This is a genomic window from Prochlorococcus marinus str. MIT 9313, assembly GCF_000011485.1.
In the GTDB taxonomy this organism is placed as follows: domain Bacteria; phylum Cyanobacteriota; class Cyanobacteriia; order PCC-6307; family Cyanobiaceae; genus Prochlorococcus; species Prochlorococcus marinus_D.
This window is the reverse complement of sequence record NC_005071.1, coordinates 1,906,266-1,925,742: the sequence shown is the minus strand read 5'-3', so window position 1 is coordinate 1,925,742 and position 19,477 is coordinate 1,906,266. Positions and strand designations below refer to the sequence as shown.

Below are 19,477 nucleotides of genomic sequence, written 5' to 3'. Positions count from 1 at the left end.
GCATTGACTTGGATAAGCCTCTGGATATCGCTAGTGACGCAAAGGCTCAGTGCTGATGACATTGGTGGTGACATGGTTGTGATGGATGGGGGGGCTGTCGTGGAGCCCCCCCCCCTTTTTTTTTTATTGATGTTCGAGCACGCCCACGCAGCGTCCGCAAAGGGTGGGATGTGTCGTGTGCTGGCCGACATCAGTTTCGTAGTGCCAACAGCGTTCGCATTTGCTACCGCGAGCCCTGGCAACCTCGATCGTCGCTAAGGCGTTGTCCTGACTTGCCAGTAGTTCTGCCCATGGTTCACCACCTACTTGTAAGTGAGATACCAGCAACCAGTCGCGCAATCCATCCACATCGGGATCTCCTTGCTGCCTGAGCCAGTCGAGTGCTTCCTGGAGCGCTTCGCTGTGCGCTTCCAAACGGACAGCTGCTTCAAGTGCCGCACCCAGCTCTCCTTGGCTTCGGCAGTCTTCTAGAACGCGGTTCACGGCGCTGCGCAGTTCACGTAGCTGGTGCATTGGCGCCATCATTGAGGGGTCTCGCCAGGTCTCTGGGACCGTGGGCCATCCCCTACGAAAGACAGAGTCTTCCGCTACGGAGTAGGGCAGGTTCTGCCAGATGTCTTCCGCCATATGACATAGCACTGGGGAAATGGCCCCAGCTAAACGCTCAATGATGAGAGCCATCGCCGTTTGACAGCTGCGTCGGCGACGTTCGGATGGTGAGCTCACATAGAGCCGGTCCTTGGCAATATCGAGGTAGAAGTTCGATAGGTCGACCACGCAGTAGCTCTGGAGTAACTGGAAGAAGCGATAGAACTCGTAGCGATCAAAGGCCGTTGAGATCTCATCCATGACCTCAGCTGTGCGTTGCAGCATCCAGCGATCGAGTAGGGGTAGTTCTGGCACGGGAATCGCGTCGCGCTCGGGATCGAAGTCGTGCAGGTTTCCCAGCAGATAGCGGGACGTGTTACGCACCTTGCGATACACATCTGCGATCTGACGCAGAATGCTGGCTCCGATCGGAACATCGGCGGAGTAATCAACAGAGCTCACCCATAGGCGCAGAACGTCGGCGCCGTAGGGAGGTTCTTGTTTCTGGTTTTTGCCACCGTCGATAATCACCGCTGGATCGACGACATTCCCTAGTGATTTGCTCATTTTTCGGCCCTTCTCATCGAGGGCGAAGCCATGGGTGAGCACCTGCCGATAGGGAGCTTGGCTGTTGATGGCTACGGAGGTCAGCAAAGAAGACTGAAACCAGCCCCTGTGTTGGTCAGAGCCTTCTAGGTACAGCTCAGTAGGGTAGGCGAGGCCCTCTTGTTGACTGGCAACAGCCGCCCAACTCGAGCCCGAGTCAAACCATACGTCCATCGTGTCGGTTCCTTTACGCCATCGTTCAGCTTCTGCGGCATAGGCCGGTGGCAAAAGCTCGACTTCATTGCGTTCCCACCACACGTCGGCACCATGTTCTGTTATCAGGGCCTTGACATGAGCAAGGGTCTCGTCGTTCAACAGCACCTCATTACCTTCTCGCTCGTAGAACACTGGAATCGGTACGCCCCAAGTGCGTTGTCTGGAAATACACCAGTCGCCCCGTTCTCGCACCATCGCTTCCATGCGATTGCGGCCCGAGGCTGGTAGCCACTCCACGCTGTTGATGGCTGTCAATGCTTCATTGCGGAAGCCTTCGACAGAGGCAAACCATTGCTCTGTGGCGCGAAAAATGGTGGGTTTCTTTGTTCGCCAGTCATAGGGGTAGCGGTGGGCATAGGGTTCGTGCTTCAGCAGAGCACCTCTTTCCTCAAGTGCCGCAATGATGGTGGGGTTGGCGTCTTTGAGCACGTTGAGACCAGCGAATGGACCCGCCTCGCTTGTCATTGTTCCGCTTTCGTCTACTGGGCAGAGCATGCCCAGGTCGTGCTTTTGACCTGTGTTGAAGTCGTCGACACCATGGCCTGGGGCCGTGTGCACAAGACCAGTTCCCGATTCGGTGGTGATGTATTCACCGCCGATCACGATTGGACTGTCTCGATCCAGTAGTGGGTGTTTGTAGATGAGACCTGCAAGAAGGGCTCCCTTGACCGTGGCGCGAGCTGTGAGTTCCAGCGCGAGGGTGTCGCGTAACGATGGCAACAATTCAGCGGCCACTAGGAGTAGTCGACCTTGGTTGTCAACTGCAAAGGAGTAGTCGAGTTTCTCGTTGACCGAAACCGCAAGGTTGGCGGGCAGAGTCCAGGGGGTGGTGGTCCAGATTGCAATTTGCAGAGCCTGGCCGAGTTCGAGGCCGTTATTCGGCAGCTCTAGGCCCTGATTGCCAAGAGATGTGCGTAATTTCTCGGGCAGCTTCGCTGCTGGAAAAGCAACGTAGACACTTGGGCTGGTGTGACCGTCTGGATATTCCAACTCCGCTTCAGCAAGGGCTGTACGGGAGCTGGGACTCCAGTGCACCGGCTTGAGTCCCCGATAGATGTATCCCTTTTGAAACATCTTGCCGAACACTTGGATTTGGGCGGCTTCGTATTCCTTCTGGAGCGTTAGGTAGGGATGCTCCCAGTCGGCCCAGATGCCCCAGCGGCGGAAGCCTGCCATTTGGCTGTCCACTTGCTTGCGTGCAAAGGCTGCAGCTTTCTTGCGCAATTTCAGTGGTGTGAGTGCTTCGCGCTGCTCTTGATTGAGGTTCTGCAACACCTTCAGTTCGATCGGAAGGCCGTGGCAGTCCCAACCGGGCACGAAACGCACTTGACGGCCACGCAGGATTTGATGCTTGTTGATGATGTCTTTCAGCACCTTGTTGAGGGCATGGCCCATATGCAGGGCTCCATTGGCGTAGGGCGGCCCGTCATGAAGGGTGAAGTTTTGGCCCTGATTGTTCAGGCCAAGCTCTAAATCAATGCCTTGTTGCTTCCAGAACTCTTGTAACTCTGGTTCTCGTTGGCTTGCATTGGCGCGCATGCCAAAGCTGGTCTGTAGGAGGTTGAGAGTGTCCTTGTAAGAGGTTCGTGCAACACCATCCGGTTGTTTTCCCTGGGTCACGGTGTCGCTGCAGCAGGAGAAATTATCAATGGAAGGCTGTGTCGATTCAGTTTTTACCGCTGGTGTCTCTTGAATGTCTTTAGTGTCTGAAGTTGTGTATGGCTCGCTATCTCTTGGGGCCTTGGCGGGAGCCACCTTAAGGATGTCTTTGGGCTGTTGGGCTTGAGATGGCTGTTGAGTCTCAGTTGGCTGTTGGTCAAACGTTTGCTGTGGCGTTGAAGTCTGCTGCTGGCTTGCTTTCGGCTCTGGGCGTTCTTGAACCTTTGCTTCAGGGTGTGTTGAGTCCTTAGGGGAGTCAGTTTTGCCAACGTCAATAGTTTGGTTGCTCTTAGCGGGTTGCTGATCTTCTGATCGTTGCTCAGCGGTCTGATTGGGGGCTACCGATGTCTTGAGGCTGGTATTGGTTTGAGCCGTAGAACTTTCTTTAGGCTCAGAGTTGGTTTTTGCTTGATCGGCTGCTGCCGCCTCGGTTGACACCGCTGGGGGAGTGTTGGCGGCTTGTTGATTTGCTGATGAAGGTTGGCTTGTAGATGGCTGTTGCTCAACAGCTCGTGCTGCGTCTTGGTCGGCGGTTGGTTCAGGCCGCACCCATTTTTTCTTGCTTGAGTTTGCTTTTGGCCGCACCCGTTCGATCAACCCGTTGAGCCTGTCACCGATGCTTGCCAGTGAGGCAAACAGTTCTTTGAAACTCTCAGTGGTGAGAGGTTCAGGGCTTCCTCCTGATTCAGGGCTGGGTTCAGATCCCTCCGCTGATGTGATCTCGTTGGACAAAGCTGAGTCTTGGTCTGCGTTGGGTTTTGGCCGCAGCCGTTCCATCAATCCTTTGAGGGTGCTGCTCAGGTTTGCGATAGAGGCGCCTAGTTGCTTGAGGCTGGTGGTCCATCGTTCCCGAGAAATCAGCCCTTGCTGATCATCCGAACTTAGTTGCTGCCAGCGGTTTTGGGCGACTTCCACCCCGAGCCTGCTCACGAGTAGTGCGCCACAGATCACTGCCAGCATTGGGGGGCCCTGCAAGCGACCGCTGCTGGTGATCAGCCCAAGCCCCAGCATGAGCACCACAACTCCCCACAGCCCGTCACGGGGGCGACTGAGTTCAGTGGCAAGCAGCGGTAGCAGGAGTACTGCCAGGCCGAACAGGAGAGAGAACTCCCCGAGGAGGGTGGCCAGCATCTTTGGCACAACGGTGTAGGCCCATTCTGGAGTGGTGTTTAGAGTTCAGTACGTGCCCATCTGGCGGAATTGGTAGACGCGCTGGTTTTAGGTACCAGTGGCTTAGGTCGTGGGGGTTCAAGTCCCCCGGTGGGCATCCTTTTTAAAGCCCCTGGTTTGATCAGGGGTTATGTTTCCATTTGATGACTCAGGTACTCTCCAACCCGGATCCTGTTGAGGCTGAAGCCAGCTCCAAGTCGGCCTCTCAACAGCTAACGGTGCCGAAGGAGTACCTTGATCCGCCTTCCCCTTGGAATCCCACGGTGGGATTGTTTTTGGGTGGTTATGGCTTGGCGGCTCTAACGATTTGGCAGTGGTGTTTTGGTGATTGGCCTTTGCAAGTTCTGGTGGCATTGGCGTTTTTCGCCTTGCATATGGAAGGCACTGTGATCCATGACGCTTGTCATAAGGCGGCTCATCCGAATCCTTGGATTAATCAGTTCATGGGTCATGGTTCAGCAATTTTGCTGGGCTTTAGTTTTCCTGTGTTCACAAGAGTGCACCTTCAGCATCACTCACATGTGAATGACCCCAACAATGATCCGGATCACATTGTCAGCACTTTTGGCCCGCTTTGGTTGATTGCGCCGCGGTTTTTCTATCATGAATATTTCTTCTTTCAACGACGCTTATGGCGTCGCTTTGAGCTGATGCAGTGGGGGCTTGAGCGCGGTTTGTTTGTTTCCATTGTGATCGCTGGTCTTCATTTTGACTTCATGAATTTTGTTTATAATTGTTGGTTTGGCCCTGCCTTAATGGTTGGGGTCACCCTGGGCCTTTTCTTTGACTATTTACCCCATCGTCCCTTTACTGCAAGAGACCGTTGGCATAACGCCAGAGTGTATCCAAGCAGGATGATGAATTGGTTAATTATGGGTCAGAATTATCATCTTGTTCATCATTTATGGCCTTCTATTCCCTGGTTTGAGTATAAGCCGGCCTACGAAGCAACAAAACCTCTATTGGATGCCAGGGGATCACCTCAGCGACTCGGATTTTTTGAAAGCAGATCCGATGGATTTAATTTTCTCTATGACATTGTTTTGGGTGTCCGTAGCCATACAACACGTCGTAGCAAGATGCGTCCACTAGCCAAATTGATTCCCAGCCGCCGCTGGCGGCGACGTTGGATTGGTTTGTTGCATCGCACTGCTGTCTTGCCAGAACCCAAGAAACGTTGATTATTCGGCCAAAATTTTTGGCACTCTGAAGAAGTCGCCTTCCCGTTGAGGGGCAAGATTTAGAAGTTCTTCGCGTACTGGTGTCTCAGAGACCTCGTCAGTACGCGTCACATTCACCACTTCTACTGCTCGCGTGGTGGGTTTTACGTTCGTGGTATCAATTTCTTCAAGCTGGGCCACGTAAGCAAGGATTCTCTCTAGCTGCTCTGTATAGGTCGCGATTTGATCATCTGGCAGGTCTAGGCGAGCTAGCTGGGCCACTTTGCGTACGTCTTTGGCGGTGATCTTGCTCATGCTGCGGTAAGGAAGCTTGTTAGATCTTCGCTCAACGCGGTAGCCGCTGTCTCTAGTAATGAGGCACCATGCTCTGGCTTAGCGAGATAGGGGTTTGAGCCCATGCGGCCATCCGGATGCCGTCGGCGGAAATCCTCCGGGCCGTGGATCGGTCCTGCAGGGGCTGGCTCCGGTAGAGGCCGCTGTTTGCTTAGCAGACTGGGTTCTATGTGCAAGGTGAGAGCAATTTCGCTGGGAGTGGCGTGCTGGCCTTCTTGGTCGCCATATAACTCTCTGGCTGCGTGAAAGACAGAGCCCGCCATAAACCAGTTGGCCAGTTTGCATCTCAGTTTGGATGCTACGGGCAGGTCGTTGCTGATGGCGCTGCTGTAGGCCTGGGCAAAGGCGGCTTTAGTGGTGGCGACATTGCCGCCATGCCCGTTGATCACAAAGATCCGCTCGAAGCCATGGTTGGCAAGGGATATCACGAGATCGTGGATCAATGCGAGCAAAGTGGCGGGTTTTAAGCTCATCGTTCCGGCGAAACCAAGATGGTGTTCAGCCATCCCGAAGGCTTGGGTCGGTGTGACAAGCACCCCTGTGCGACGGCCGACTTCAAGAGCTAATGCTTCAGCGGTGAGTGCATCGGTGCCAATTGCGCCAGTGGGTCCATGTTGTTCGGTGGAGCCAAGTGGCAGGATCACGCCTTTGCAATGGTTCAGATAGTCGTCCACTTCTGGCCAGCTACGCAGGGCTAGGCGAATGGCGTTGACGCTGCTGACGGCGCTGGGCAGGGTGGAGGACATGATGGGGAGGGATGCTTTGACGAGGGATTATTGGGTGCTGCTGTTGAACCAATGGCTTTGTTGTTGCAGAACATGGGTTCTGAACAACAGCATGGCGGCCAAGCAAAAAAATGTGTAGCTCAATCAGAGAACGCTTTAGTTGCTGATGCTTTTCAAGCTGCCTGTAGGGCGTAAAAATCTTGGCTTAGTTGTTCAAGGAAACGGATCGATCAGAGATTCAAGCTTTAGAGGAAGGTGTTGGCGATGTTAATCAACGGTAAGAGAGGGAATCAGAGCTTTCACCGCAGATTGTGAAGTTATGGAGTCTTTCGTTAGTTGATGGCTCAAGAGCGTTTGCCCTCATTGGTTCACTTTGACCAAGGGGGCCTCTCTTGCAATGGTGATGCATGAGTTCTTGATTGGAATGGTTTGTTCCAGGTTTATTTGCCATGCTGTGGCCTGTTGCTTGTGATTTTAGTTGAATATTTAAGGACAATTCTTCTGAATCTAATTCAGATCGCTGCAGGAGTGGGCTCAGATTATGGGCTGACAGTGAACATATTAATTGACTATATAAGGGCTAGTCTTTTGGCTTAGAAGGCTTACGTGAGAGGTGTTTTCGTTTATAGTATTGATCGTGCTATTGCCCCATCTTTGACCTATCTTTCATCCTTGCTGGCTAAGAGGGTTTGTACTTTTGTTGCCATTGGCACAATGATCGCCCCTCAATATGTACGAGCTGAAAATCTTACATTTAAACTGATTAACGGAGATGTGGTCAGTGGCGAGTACTTGCCAGAAGAAAGTAGCAATAAGGTCAAAGTCCTGCTTAGTCCTTATTTTGGCCGTATTGAGATTGATGCCTCTTTGATTAAACTAGAGCCCATTCCATCGCGATGGCTCAGCTCGGTTGACGTAGGCATTGACGGATCGAATACGGGAGATGATTTGTCATTTGGTTATGCTATTTCAGCTTCCACTCGTTTTAAGGGAACGAATCATGAGTTGAATGCTTCGGCGAGCTTTGACTTTGATAAGAGTGTAGATGCTGAAAGTGTGTCAACGATTGATACCAATCAAGGCGCATTCTCTATTCGCTATGACAGAATTTTATCTTCTACTAAATGGAGTGCATATGCCTCAACGGATTACACTTACAATGCACTAAATGATGTTGGCGTTAACACGAATGTTTTTTCAGTTGGTGTTGGCTATAAGGTTTTAGACCATAAGAAATTATCTTTAAGAGTCTCTTTAGGTCCTTCTCTGATCTGGTTTGATGGCGGCTCTGGTTGCAGCACAGGTGATTACGTTTCGGATGGAATTGCATTGGGAAAATACTGCGGTGAGATCATTCCATCTGGAACAATCGGGGCTGCTATAGAATGGGATGTGAATAATAAATTTCGCCTGTCAATTAAAAATCAATTGACAGGATCATTCGTTAATGGCATGGCGGCAGGAAATGATTTGAGTGGTACGCTAAAGTTTTTCCCTTCAAAAGACTCTAAATTCTATATGTCTTTAGTGGCGCGTTCAATTTATAGTGCTCTTCATTCACCCGCTATCGACAATACGTTCAACTTTAAACTCGGTACAGAGTTTTAATTCTTCCAGAAGAAATAGAAGCGATAGGAGAGAGTTGCACCAGGACAGCAACAGCTGCCGTTTGCCTTTGACATTCGGCTCAATAAAATCCCAGAAGAGTGGCATCAGGTTGCGGTGAGATTTAGATGAGCCAATGGCATCCGTGATGGCAATAGGGAGAGAAGCCTTTGGTGAATTGGTTGAGGGAATATGAGTAAATGTAGGGCAAAATATGCTTAGTCTTTATTTGCTGTGCCTTGCATTTTTTGTGGATGGGTTGAGTGCCTGGATAAGTGAAAATTGCACCTGGTTTGCGGTTAATAGTACTAGGTATTGGAAGCTTGTATGCGGAGTTATGGGCGTGATTGAAGAAATAAAAGCCCCTTTAACTGCAGTGGCTTTGAGTAGGAAACGGAAGGAGAATCATCACCAATCAGCAAGTAATCGGGTTATACTCAGTGCAACATGACGCAGCATTACTCTCATTCTTCTGACCCTCAGTCAAGCCTTCCAACTCATCTGTATAGAGTAGAGGGTAAGAGATTCTGAGAATGTCAGGAATATTTGCTGATTGAATAGCAAAAACTAAAATTCCTATACATAGAATCTGACCTTTGAGAATTAAATTCTCTAAGAGTCTTGAAAAGATGTGAAAGAGGACCTGAATGATTATGATCTCTATGGAAACTGTGTGGAGCCTAAATAAATTAAGGATCGAGTCTGATGAAATCTTGCTCAAGGTATAAGAAAAGCAGCTTTTAAATGTGCTTTGGCTTGTCATCTCAGATTGCTTCTACTCGCCATCTCGATTCTGATCCCAATAAGGCTACATCATTTAATTAGACAGGAAGGTAATGATGGAAACACCAATAAGTAATATCTCTTTTAATCAGAGAGAGAAGTCCTGCTTTCATCGTCTGGAGGAAGAGCTGATGAAAAAGACAAAGATGAGTAAGTCAGGTTGCTATAAGCAAGCGTTGTTACAGTATTACAAAAAGCTGATGCAATCAGCTGTCATTTGCTAAAGAAGCCTCGATACTGAAGATCAATAATCGACAACTAGAGGTTCAGGCGAAGTAGATCCTGTAGCACAAACCTTATGCATCTGCGGAGGAGTATCTGTCGGTGAAGGTGTTGCTAGACCATCAGGAAGTGATGCAAGGTATGAAGTTGTCGTAAAATAGTAAGAAGCAGGAGCTGCCTGGTGAATCCAGAAGAAATCATCCAGCAGCAGCAGGCAGCAGTGAAGGCATATCAGAGCAAGGATCTTGATGCTGCTGAGGCTATTTGTATACAGATCCTTTCAGTGAATCCCAAGGAACCTAATGCATTGCATCTTCTTGGCTGTATTTATAAAGATCGTGGAAATCTGCAACAAGCTTTTGATTTAATACAGGCTTCTATTCGAGAAGATGATAGTACTCCGATCCCGTTTATAAATCTGGGGAATATCCTTGTCATGGTTGGCCAGCATGAGGAAGCTGCTCGTATCTTTCAGCAGTCATTGCAGCGGAATCAGCAGATTCCAGAATCTTGGTTTTGTTTTGGAAATGCTCTAAGGGAGATTGGGAATGTCCAAGAGGCCAAGCAGGCGTATAGGAATACTTTGCAACTCAATGCTGCTCATGCTGGTGCGGCAAGCATCCTTGGAGCACTCTTAGCTGACGAAGAGAAGCTGGATGAATCTGAAGAGATATTTTCTAAAGCAATAGAAGCAAGCCCTCAAGATGTGAATCTAAGAATTAACTATGGCAAGTTGTTGGAGGATAAGTATGAGTACAACGCTGCTTTAGAGCAATATCGTTTTGCTCTGCTTCTCGCGCCTGAGTCTCCAGAGCTGCACCTCAACTTTGCAAGTGCTCTTAAAAAGGAGGGAAAGGTTGAGGAAGCGATCGCAAGTTGTCGGAATGCGATTGAGTTGAGGCCCGATTTTGAAGCTGCGTATTTTGGATTAGGGATTGTATTGAAAGAGAATGGAGAGTTTGAGGAGGCGAAAGCTAGTTATCGGAAAGCGATCGATTTGAAGCCAGATTTTGCGGATGCGTATTTGAACTTAGGAAACATCTTGAAAGAGAATGGAGAGTTTGAGGAAGCGAAAGCTAGTTATCGGACAGCGATCGATTTGAAGCCAGACTTTGCGGATGCGTATTTGAATTTAGGCAATATCTTGAAAGAGGAGGGAGACGTCGAGGAAGCGATTGCGAGTTATCGGAAGGCGATCGAGTTGAAGCCTGACTTTGCGGATGCGTATTTGAATTTAGGCAATATCTTGAAAGATAAGGGAGATGTCGGGCAAGCGATTGCGAGTTATCGGAAGGCGATTGATTTGAAGCCTGATTTTTCCGAGGCATATTATCAGTTGTTTTTAGTGAATAGTCATTCTGGAGACCATGACAGTGCTTTGATTGCTTTGAAACAGTGCCTCGATGTTGACGACAACCACTACAATGCACGTCAATCAATAGGGCATGCCTTTTTTCAGGCTGATAGGAGAGAAGAGGCTATTCAATACTTCTCCTCGAGGGCTAATGAATTTAATCTGGTTGATTACGTCCAGCTTTTTAGAGCATTGGAAGGCAGAGTGCCTGACAAGGTATTGGAAGGAGTCAATCCAAAAAGCAATCTAATCGAAGAAATTCTGTTAATAATAGAAGCTTCTGAGATTGTTGCCTTTGGGGACTCTCACGTTAATGCCTTTAAGGGTATTCCAGGCGTCTCAGTTAATTATGTTGGTCCTGCTACTGCGTTTAAATTGGCTAGCGAGAAATCTTCCAGTGGAGGAGGTAGCCGCGTCGAGGAGAAGCTTGTAGGGCTCGACTCTGATTCAAGTGCAATCTTGCTGTGTTTTGGGGAAATTGACTGTCGAGCCCATATTGTAAAGCAAGCATATCTTCAGCAAAAATCAATCAAGGAAGTGGCAACTAATTCTGCACAGGCTTACTTTGACTTTGTACTTAAAATAAAGAATAAGGGCTTTCCCGTTATTGTTTGCGGTCCTTATGGAAGTGGCTCACAGTTTAATTCTTTTGGTCTTGAAGAGCATCGAAACTTTGCGGCAAAACATTTTAACGATTGTCTTAATGAGTGTTGCCTAAGGTATGGAATATATTTCTTTTCATTGCATCGTCTTTTGGTGGATCCTGGTCTCTTGGAGACTCGGCGCAAATGGTTAACGGATGATGTCCATTTGCCTGAGGAAGGTGATTTAAGCGATCAGATTAAAACTCTCCTTCTTTCTCAGTTGCTGCTCAATATTCAGTCACGTCATCAGGATCTTAAATCTTACCCTGTCGAGTTAGATGAGTTGTGTATTCGAGACGTGCAAGCCTTTGGGGTATATCGTGAGAATAAGCTTCCACTTGTTTATGCTCGCCTCTCAGTGCATGGATTATTGCAATGGCAGTCGAATGTAAATGAATGTATTATTCGTATTTCATTCGATCTAGGTTCCTCTGTTGTTTTGGATCGTGCCATCATTACGTTGAAAAGCGAAGCCAGCGTCTCTCCTGTAATGGAGTTTGAGATTGATGGTTGCCAGATTAATGCTCTGCAGGCAGTGGTTTTTGACGAGCGAAGGATTGTTGTTGATTTTGCAAAAGAGTCTATTGGTCGCTTCCTGACATTTGTGGGAGATGCTGATTTGTCGGATATATCTTCAGTATCTTTTATTCCCGTCTCTCTGAAATTTCAATGATTTCTTGTCTCTCATTAGAGATGTATCTGTCGTTGAAGGTGTTGCTAGACCATCAGGAAGTGATGCAAGGCATGAAGTTGTCGTAAAATAGTAAGAAGCAGGAGCTGCCTGGTGAATCCAGAAGAAATCATCCAGCAGCAGCAGGCAGCAGTGAAGGCATATCAGAGTAAGGATCTTGATGCTGCTGAGGCTATTTGTATACAGATCCTTTCAGTGAATCCCAAGGAACCTAATTCATTGCATCTTCTTGGCTGTATTTATAAAGATCGTGGAAATCTGCAACAAGCTTTTGATTTAATACAGGCTTCTATTCGAGAAGATGATAGTACTCCGATCCCGTTTATAAATCTGGGGAATATCCTTGTCATGGTTGGCCAGCATGAGGAAGCTGCTCGTATCTTTCAGCAGTCATTGCAGCGGAATCAGCAGATTCCAGAATCTTGGTTTTGTTTTGGAAATGCTCTAAGGGAGATTGGGAATGTCCAAGAGGCCAAGCAGGCGTATAGGAATACTTTGCAACTCAATGCTGCTCATGCTGGTGCGGCAAGCATCCTTGGAGCACTCTTAGCTGACGAAGAGAAGCTGGATGAATCTGAAGAGATATTTTCTAAAGCAATAGAAGCAAGCCCTCAAGATGTGAATCTAAGAATTAACTATGGCAAGTTGTTGGAGGATAAGTATGAGTACAACGCTGCTTTAGAGCAATATCGTTTTGCTCTGCTTCTCGCGCCTGAGTCTCCAGAGCTGCACCTCAACTTTGCAAGTGCTCTTAAAAAGGAGGGAAAGGTTGAGGAAGCGATCGCAAGTTGTCGGAATGCGATTGAGTTGAGGCCCGATTTTGAAGCTGCGTATTTTGGATTAGGGATTGTATTGAAAGAGAATGGAGAGTTTGAGGAGGCGAAAGCTAGTTATCGGAAAGCGATCGATTTGAAGCCAGATTTTGCGGATGCGTATTTGAATTTAGGGCATGTATTCAAAGATCATGGAGAAGCAGAGGAAGCGAAAGCTAGTTATCGGACAGCGATCGATTTGAAGCCAGACTTTGCGGATGCGTATTTGAATTTAGGCAATATCTTGAAAGAGGAGGGAGACGTCGAGGAAGCGATTGCGAGTTATCGGAAGGCGATCGAGTTGAAGCCTGACTTTGTGGATGCTTATTTGAATCTGGGCACAGTGTTGAATGATGAGGGAGAGGTTGAGGAGGCACGGCAAATCGTTTCTGCTCTCTATAATTTGAATGTAATTGAGGAATCATCTTTGCTGGTTACCTCCTCCAGTAATTTGGTTTTGGATTGGCATCAAAGGAAGGTATTGAATCTTTCGTTGGAAGTGGAGAGTGCTTCTCTTTTTTATGGCTTTAAGCCATTCTCTGCCTTCGAGGTTGTTAAAACAGTCGATGCTTGGCATTTTCCTCCTTTGTTTTTGAAAGGAGAAGGTGATAGGGCAAATGAAAAGCACTTGTATCGAAATGGGTATCTGGTAGAAGATGAGATATTGCCAGAAGATTTATGTGCTGAGTTTGTAAATGGGTTTGAGGGTGCCAATGCGATGAGTGCAGCGTTGATCCGTGCGGTATCTGAGAAGGGCGTCTTAGGTTCTGTCTTGGGGAAAATATTTAAACACACTGATTTTCCACACTTGGTATGGAATTGTATTTACTTTGCCAAGGGACCTGATGATCAGGCTATCTCTGATGCATGGCATTACGACAATCATTATAATGTTTGGACCCCAAAATTAATGATTTACCTTAATTCTCAGCGAGAAGAGGGTGGGGCTACGGAATTTGTTGATGCGTCTCTATCTAGAAGATTGTCAGAGGAAACAGATTATATGGGTCTTATTTGGCAGCGTGAGTCATATGCTGATCGAGTAAAAGGATCGGTAAAAGACCTAGGTCTTGATCCTGCCACGTTGGATCCCGACCATTACACTTTCTCTCCAGATCATGCAGGATCAGGTGTGTGGTTTTGCCCTTCCAGGGTTCTGCATCGAGGGGTAAGTCCAAAGAAAGGTGTAAGGCATGTGCTCTCTTTTTCGTTGACTCCTCTGCCACATGATTGCGGCTGGTCTATTGATCAGTGTGTCGATAAGTCAATTGAGATTCTGCAGGACAAAATAAATAAGGGTATGCAGAAGTCTGATGTCAATCCCTATTGGATTCCCGCTGAGGCTGGCTACGCATAAGCCAGAAACCAAACCGCAAACCAGGAAAGTCTGCGAATTTTTCCTCCTCTGAAGGTTGTTTGTTGGTGGGAGCTACAGATAGCTACTGGAGAAGGGCATCGTCAATGCAAGACGCCTCTACAACTCAGGTCGCCTTATGAGTTTCCGTCGCTTCTACTCGGTGATGAAGGATTTGCTGGACGAGCTGGGATGGGATACGTAAGTGCAGCAGGCTTCTCTCTCCTGATCCAGAGGGCATCTCAGGCCGCTTTAGTAGTCATGTCGATCGCAACCTAGAAACGTGCTCCTTAGGGGATGTCGAGAGTTTCCTGATCTTTATACCTGATTAAAGGACTTATTCCCTCAATCATCTGGAGCAGGATTTATTGGATTGATTGGGATAGGGGTGTCAGGTAGTGAGGCGTGGCAAGAAGTGGCCGTAAAATGGCATGAAGTTGGAAATGCCTGGTGAATCAAGAGGAGATCATGCAGCAGCTGCAGGCTGCGGTTGCATTGCATAAGCAGGGTGAGCTGGATAAGGCAGAAGCGATTTATCAGCAAGTGCTTGCTGTTGATGTTAATAACTTTTATGCGCTTAACTTCTGTGGTTCTATTAAGCGTGAGAAGAAGAGATTTGATGAAGGGATTGACTTCTTAAGTAGGGCAATTTCGCTGCAGCCGGATAATCCTGATGCCATCTACAACCTTGGAAATGTATTTAAAGATTCTGAGAGGTGGGATGAGGCAATCTCTTGTTATGAGAAGACACTTGGTTTGAGGGCTGAGTCTCCAGAAGCGCTGAATAACTTGGGTATCTGCCTGAAGGAAGTTGAGCGCTTTGAGTATTCAGAGATTGTCTTGAGGCGTGTTGTCTCGATGCAGCCTGGGCTTGCAGGAGCATGGTTGAATCTCGGCAATACTTTTAAGGAGCAAGAAAAGTATTCAGAAGCGAAAGCAAGTTATCGGAATGCGATCGATTTGAAGCCCGATTTTGAAGCTGCGTATTTTGCTTTGGGCTTGGTATTGAAGGAAGAGGGAAAGGTTGAGGAAGCGATTGCGAGTTATCGAAAAGCGATCGAGTTGAAGCCAGATTTTGCGGATGTGTATTTTGCTTTGGGCTTAGTATTGAAGGAAGCGGGAGAGTTTGAGGCTGCACGGCAAATCGTTTCTGCTCTTTCTACAGTAAATGCAATGGAAGATTCAACCTTGCTGTCTTTTTCTCTCTGTGATTTAGTTTTTGACTGGTATCACAGGAGGGTATTAAACCTTTTGGAGGATGTGGAGATGACTGCCCTTTCTGGTGCTTCTGCGCCGTTTTCTGCATACGAAACTGTGAGAAAAATTCAGCCTCAACTTTTTCCTCCTTTGTTTTTGAAAGGAGAAGGTGATAGGGCAAATGAAAAGCACTTGTATCGAAATGGGTATCTGGTAGAAGATGAGATATTGCCAGAAGATTTATGTGCTGAGTTTGTAAATGGGTTTGAGGGTGCCAATGCGATGAGTGCAGCGTTGATCCGTGCGGTATCTGAGAAGGGCGTCTTAGGTTCTGTCTTGGGGAAAATATTTAAACACACTGATTTTCCACACTTGGTATGGAATTGTATTTACTTTGCCAAGGGACCTGATGATCAGGCTATCTCTGATGCATGGCATTACGACAATCATTATAATGTTTGGACCCCAAAATTAATGATTTACCTTAATTCTCAGCGAGAAGAGGGTGGGGCTACGGAATTTGTTGATACGTCTCTATCTAGAAGATTGTCAGAGGAAACAGATTATATGGGTTTTATTTGGCAGCGTGAGTCATATGCTGATCGAGTAAAAGGATCGGTAAAAGACCTAGGTCTTGATCCTGCCACGTTGGATCCCGACCATTACACTTTCTCTCCAGATCATGCAGGATCAGGTGTGTGGTTTTGCCCTTCCAGGGTTCTGCATCGAGGGGTAAGTCCAAAGAAAGGTGTAAGGCATGTGCTCTCTTTTTCGTTGACTCCTCTGCCACATGATTGCGGCTGGTCTATTGATCAGTGTGTCGATAAGTCAATTGAGATTCTGCAGGACAAAATAAATAAGGGTATGCAGAAGTCTGATGTCAATCCCTATTGGATTCCCGCTGAGGCTGGCTACGCATAAGCCAGAAACCAAACCGCAAACCAGGAAAGTCTGCGAATTTTTCCTCCTCTGAAGGTTGTTTGTTGGTGGGAGCTACAGATAGCTACTGGAGAAGGGCATCGTCAATGCAAGACGCCTCTACAACTCAGGTCGCCTTATGAGTTTCCGTCGCTTCTGACATCAGAGCAAGGGCTTCGTTCATTGCATTGTCTCTTCTGCAAGCAGCCTTGTCAGACTTGGGCGAAGAAGGTTGTTGTTCCAGCCACGCCCATAGCCACCCACCGCATCGCCAAGGATTTCCCAGCTCTATCTCAATCCTTCTTCTGCCGCCCTGCAGAGGTGGTGGGACCTGAGCTGGTGGGCTGCAGGTTGGCGAAACGCCAAGAGGATGGAAGTTTGCTTTGGGGCGTGATTGTGGAAACGGAGGCGTATTCCCAGGATGAACCTGCCTGCCACGGCTACCGCAGGCGTTCGCCGCAGAACGAAACGCTGTTTGGTGAGCCAGGGCGGTTTTATGTGTATGTGAGCTATGGCATTCACCACTGCGTGAATGTGGTCACCGATCGTGCCGAATGGGCCAATGGTGTTTTGTTGAGGGCGATTGCACTTCCGGATGAACCGGAACGCGTAGCAGCGGGGCCCGCTTTATTGGCGCGTCGTTTTGGTTTGGATCCCTCCCATGACAGAGCAGCCGTTACAGGAGAGAATGACGTGTGGCTGGCAACTAGGCCGGCTACCTTCGGTACGCCAACGATTGTGAGCACAACCAGGATCGGTATCTCTCAAGGACAGGATCTTCCTTGGCGTTGGTATCTCAAGAACTGTCGCAGTATTAGTCGCCGTGCCAAGGGAGATCGCACGCCGCCTTTGCAACAAGCCTGGGCTCCTGTTGCCAGTGATGGCCAATGAGCGGCTGGTCTCATCGTCACATCCTTGATCTGGCCAGCTTCTCCCTTGAGGATTACAGCTCTGTTCTGGAGTTAGCGCATCGCTTCCGCTCCATGCCAGTCACGGGTGCACGCAAGTTGCCGGCGTTGCAGGGGCGTTTGGTGGCAACGTTGTTTTTTGAGCCCAGTACGCGTACCCGAAGCAGCTTTGAGTTGGCGGCCCGTCGTCTTTCGGCTGATGTGCAGAGTTTCACTCCAGCTAGCAGTTCCCTCAGCAAGGGAGAGACTTTGCTTGATACAGCACGCACCTATGTCGCAATGGGCGCTGATGTGCTGGTGGTGCGTCATGGGTCGACCAGTGTTCCCGAACAACTTGCGTGTGCTTTAGATCGTTCAGGCGAACGCACGGCCGTGCTCAATGGTGGCGATGGGTTGCATAGCCATCCCAGCCAGGGATTGCTTGATCTCTACACTCTCGCCCATCATTTTGATCCGGATCACCCTCTGCCTGAAGCCATACAAGGCCGAAGGATCGTGATCGTTGGAGATGTCCTTCACTCGCGCGTGGCGCGATCCAATCTTTGGGCACTCACTGCTTGCGGTGCTGATGTTGTGTTGTGTGGTCCGCCGAGCCTGGTCCCTCAAGATTTTGTCGCTTTTGTCGAGGCGCCACCTCCTGGTCAGGCCCATGACCCTGTTCTACATCGTGGTTGTGTGGAGGTGGTGCGAACCCTTGAGGAGGCGTTGCCTGGTGCGGATGCGGTGATGACTTTGAGGTTGCAGAAGGAAAGGATGCATCAGCATTTGCTTACTGATCTAAACCGCTTTCATCGTGATTATGGGCTCACCCACGAGCGCCTGAAGTTATGCGGGAAGCCTGTACCTCTGCTCCATCCTGGGCCTGTGAACAGAGGGGTTGAGTTGGGTGGATCATTACTGGATGATCACTCCATCAGTCTTGTCGAAGAGCAGGTGCGCAATGGCATTCCTATCCGCATGGCCTTGCTTTATTTGATGGCAGCTTTTGAGTCTTCCCCAGATCCTTCCTTAGAAGCCATCGGCTGAGGAGCTATGCCTGCGATCTGAGTGCTGTAGTACTTCATGGCGGCTTGTAGTGCTGCGTCCGGTGCTGCGATTGAGGGGCCTAAACCAGGCTGCATTGGGAAATGAGCATCTGGGGCATCAATGTCGATGTGCTGGCTGGGCATTCCCGTGAGCAGCATCGATGAGCGTTGTTGAGACACCACGGCGACTAACCACTTAAAAAGCAGCGTGATGCGGTTCTCCGGGTTGGGCATGAAGGCCAAGTGGGCAAGAGCCCAGCACATCCAGCCAATCCCTCCTGAGAATTTGAAGCCACGCAGATCTGCCACCGCTGCCACACGATCAAGAACCGCCATGCTGCCGAAATCAAACCAGTTGAATGTTGGCCGGGATGACCCACTCACTAATGCAGCGATGTCTTTGCCCACAAATCCGCCTGCTTGCGTAGCTGGGCCGGCCATGCCAGGGAGGGGGTTCTGATTGGTTGTGTGCCTATAGGAACAGAGGTCTCCAACGACTCGGATTTCGGGATGGCCGGCAACAGAGAAGTCTGGTTCCACAACGACTCGCCCCCCCTTGTCGAGTTCACAACCGATCGAGTCGGCCAAATTGCGGCCCAGGTGCGAAGGACGCACGCCAGCGGTCCAGATCACGGTTGCGGCCTGAATACACTGATCACCATTCGGGGTGCTAATCATCACCTCGCCGGGTTGCATGGATTGCACCCTGCCTTTGAAAACTATTTCTACACCTAGTGATTCGAGAGTCGTGCGGGCTGATTTCGACAACATTTCAGGCATGGCGCGCAGCACCCTTACGCCAGGATCAACCAAGTAGATCTTGGTTTGGTCAGGATTGAGTTGTTTGAATTCACGGCGCATGGCATTGCGCATTAACTCAGATACGGCTCCTGCCATCTCGCAGCCAGTGGGCCCTGCACCCACAATCACGACGCGCTGTAGGAATTGACGGGCGTTGGGGTCGGGTGTCTGTTCGGCCTGTTCCATCGCCATCAGGAGTCGACGCCGGATTTCTTCGGCGTGCTCAAGGATTTTCATCGGTGGAGCAAAGCTGCGCCATTCCTCATGCCCGAAGTAGGTGCTGCCAGAGCCGGTGGCGAGCACGAGGTAGTCGTAACTCAAGCTTTTGTTATTGAAAACGATCTGTTTGTCTTGCGGATTGAGCTGGGTGACTTCACCGAGCAGAACTTGCACATTGAATTGCCTGCCAATCAATTGGCGCAGGGGGGTGGCTACATCTCCTTTGGAGACAAGGCCTGTAGCGACTTGGTAGAGGAGGGGTTGGAAGAGGTTGAAATTTCTTTTGTCGATCAGAGTGACGCGCACCTCTGTATTGGCGAGAGCTTTGCAAGCACGCACTCCTGCAAACCCACCACCAATGATCACAACATGGGGTGCACGGCGCAGGCGTTCTTCTGGTGGCTCTAATTCGAGGAAGAAGTGGTCTTTGCCCATACTCCCTCTGATAATGGTTTTGCCAGACGGA

Annotated in this window: 11 protein-coding genes and 1 tRNA gene; 8 read left to right on the top strand and 4 right to left on the bottom strand. The window is 49.1% G+C overall.

The window, feature by feature from the left end; all coding sequences use genetic code 11:
* Positions 1–123: 123 nt before the first annotated feature.
* Entirely contained in the window at positions 124–3,030 is a 2,907-nt protein-coding gene (ileS, locus tag AKG35_RS09730; RefSeq protein WP_011131184.1) for an isoleucine--tRNA ligase, read from the bottom strand.
* A 1,224-nt stretch (positions 3,031–4,254) separates the two neighbouring features.
* Between ileS and AKG35_RS09725 the strand changes: the two genes are divergently transcribed.
* Both AKG35_RS09725 and crtR read left to right on the top strand, forming a co-directional pair.
* Positions 4,255–4,336 (top strand) — tRNA-Leu (locus AKG35_RS09725).
* Between the two features lie 46 nt (positions 4,337–4,382).
* On the top strand, positions 4,383–5,420 hold the full coding sequence (crtR, locus tag AKG35_RS09720; protein WP_041384673.1) for a beta-carotene hydroxylase: 1,038 nt from the start codon (positions 4,383–4,385) through the stop codon (positions 5,418–5,420).
* Here the strand turns inward: crtR and gatC are convergent, their stop codons facing one another.
* Positions 5,421–5,714 carry an Asp-tRNA(Asn)/Glu-tRNA(Gln) amidotransferase subunit GatC gene (gene gatC / locus AKG35_RS09715; RefSeq protein WP_011131182.1) on the bottom strand — a complete coding sequence of 98 codons (294 nt, stop codon included), beginning with the start codon at positions 5,712–5,714 and terminating at the stop codon, positions 5,421–5,423. It lies immediately after the preceding gene.
* The gene (locus tag AKG35_RS09710) at positions 5,711–6,499 is read right to left on the bottom strand and encodes a creatininase family protein (RefSeq protein WP_011131181.1); all 789 of its coding nucleotides are present in this window, start codon (positions 6,497–6,499) and stop codon (positions 5,711–5,713) included. The genes gatC and AKG35_RS09710 overlap by 4 nt, the downstream gene beginning before the upstream one ends.
* A gap of 585 nt (positions 6,500–7,084) precedes the next feature.
* Between AKG35_RS09710 and AKG35_RS09705 the strand changes: the two genes are divergently transcribed.
* The 6 genes from AKG35_RS09705 (at position 7,085) to AKG35_RS09675 (ending at position 17,992) form a co-directional block, all read left to right on the top strand.
* Entirely contained in the window at positions 7,085–8,086 is a 1,002-nt protein-coding gene (locus AKG35_RS09705) for a DUF481 domain-containing protein (protein ID WP_011131180.1), read from the top strand.
* Positions 8,087–9,269: 1,183 nt separating this feature from the next.
* A complete protein-coding gene (locus tag AKG35_RS13420) occupies positions 9,270–11,759 on the top strand; it encodes a tetratricopeptide repeat protein (RefSeq protein WP_011131178.1) in 2,490 nt (829 codons plus the stop codon).
* Positions 11,760–11,870: 111 nt separating this feature from the next.
* Positions 11,871–13,946 (top strand): tetratricopeptide repeat protein, encoded by a 2,076-nt coding sequence (locus AKG35_RS09690; protein ID WP_011131177.1) that lies wholly within the window; start codon positions 11,871–11,873, stop codon positions 13,944–13,946.
* Positions 13,947–14,393: 447 nt separating this feature from the next.
* Complete coding sequence (locus tag AKG35_RS09685; protein ID WP_157859873.1) at positions 14,394–16,061, top strand: tetratricopeptide repeat protein; 1,668 nt, start codon at positions 14,394–14,396, stop codon at positions 16,059–16,061.
* Between the two features lie 249 nt (positions 16,062–16,310).
* Positions 16,311–16,949, top strand: coding sequence for a DNA-3-methyladenine glycosylase (locus AKG35_RS09680; protein ID WP_041385213.1), 639 nt, complete (start codon positions 16,311–16,313; stop codon positions 16,947–16,949).
* Complete coding sequence (locus AKG35_RS09675; protein WP_011131174.1) at positions 16,946–17,992, top strand: aspartate carbamoyltransferase catalytic subunit; 1,047 nt, start codon at positions 16,946–16,948, stop codon at positions 17,990–17,992. Before AKG35_RS09680 ends, AKG35_RS09675 begins: the two co-directional genes overlap by 4 nt.
* On the opposite strand, the gene AKG35_RS09670 is transcribed toward AKG35_RS09675, so the two are convergent.
* Positions 17,935–19,446, bottom strand: a complete 1,512-nt coding sequence (locus AKG35_RS09670; protein ID WP_011131173.1) for an NAD(P)/FAD-dependent oxidoreductase — start codon at positions 19,444–19,446, stop codon at positions 17,935–17,937. The two genes, AKG35_RS09675 and AKG35_RS09670, sit on opposite strands and share 58 nt — an antisense overlap.
* Positions 19,447–19,477 lie beyond the last annotated feature (31 nt).

Bases quoted from the DNA above. Each gene is read 5' to 3' on its own strand.
- AKG35_RS09670 (WP_011131173.1), bottom strand. From the start codon at position 19,446: ATGGGCAAAGACCACTTCTTCCTCGAATTAGAGCCACCAGAAGAACGC.
- crtR (WP_041384673.1), top strand. From the start codon at position 4,383: ATGACTCAGGTACTCTCCAACCCGGATCCTGTTGAGGCTGAAGCCAGC.
- AKG35_RS09675 (WP_011131174.1), top strand. From the start codon at position 16,946: ATGAGCGGCTGGTCTCATCGTCACATCCTTGATCTGGCCAGCTTCTCC.
- gatC (WP_011131182.1), bottom strand. From the start codon at position 5,714: ATGAGCAAGATCACCGCCAAAGACGTACGCAAAGTGGCCCAGCTAGCT.
- AKG35_RS09710 (WP_011131181.1), bottom strand. From the start codon at position 6,499: ATGTCCTCCACCCTGCCCAGCGCCGTCAGCAGCGTCAACGCCATTCGC.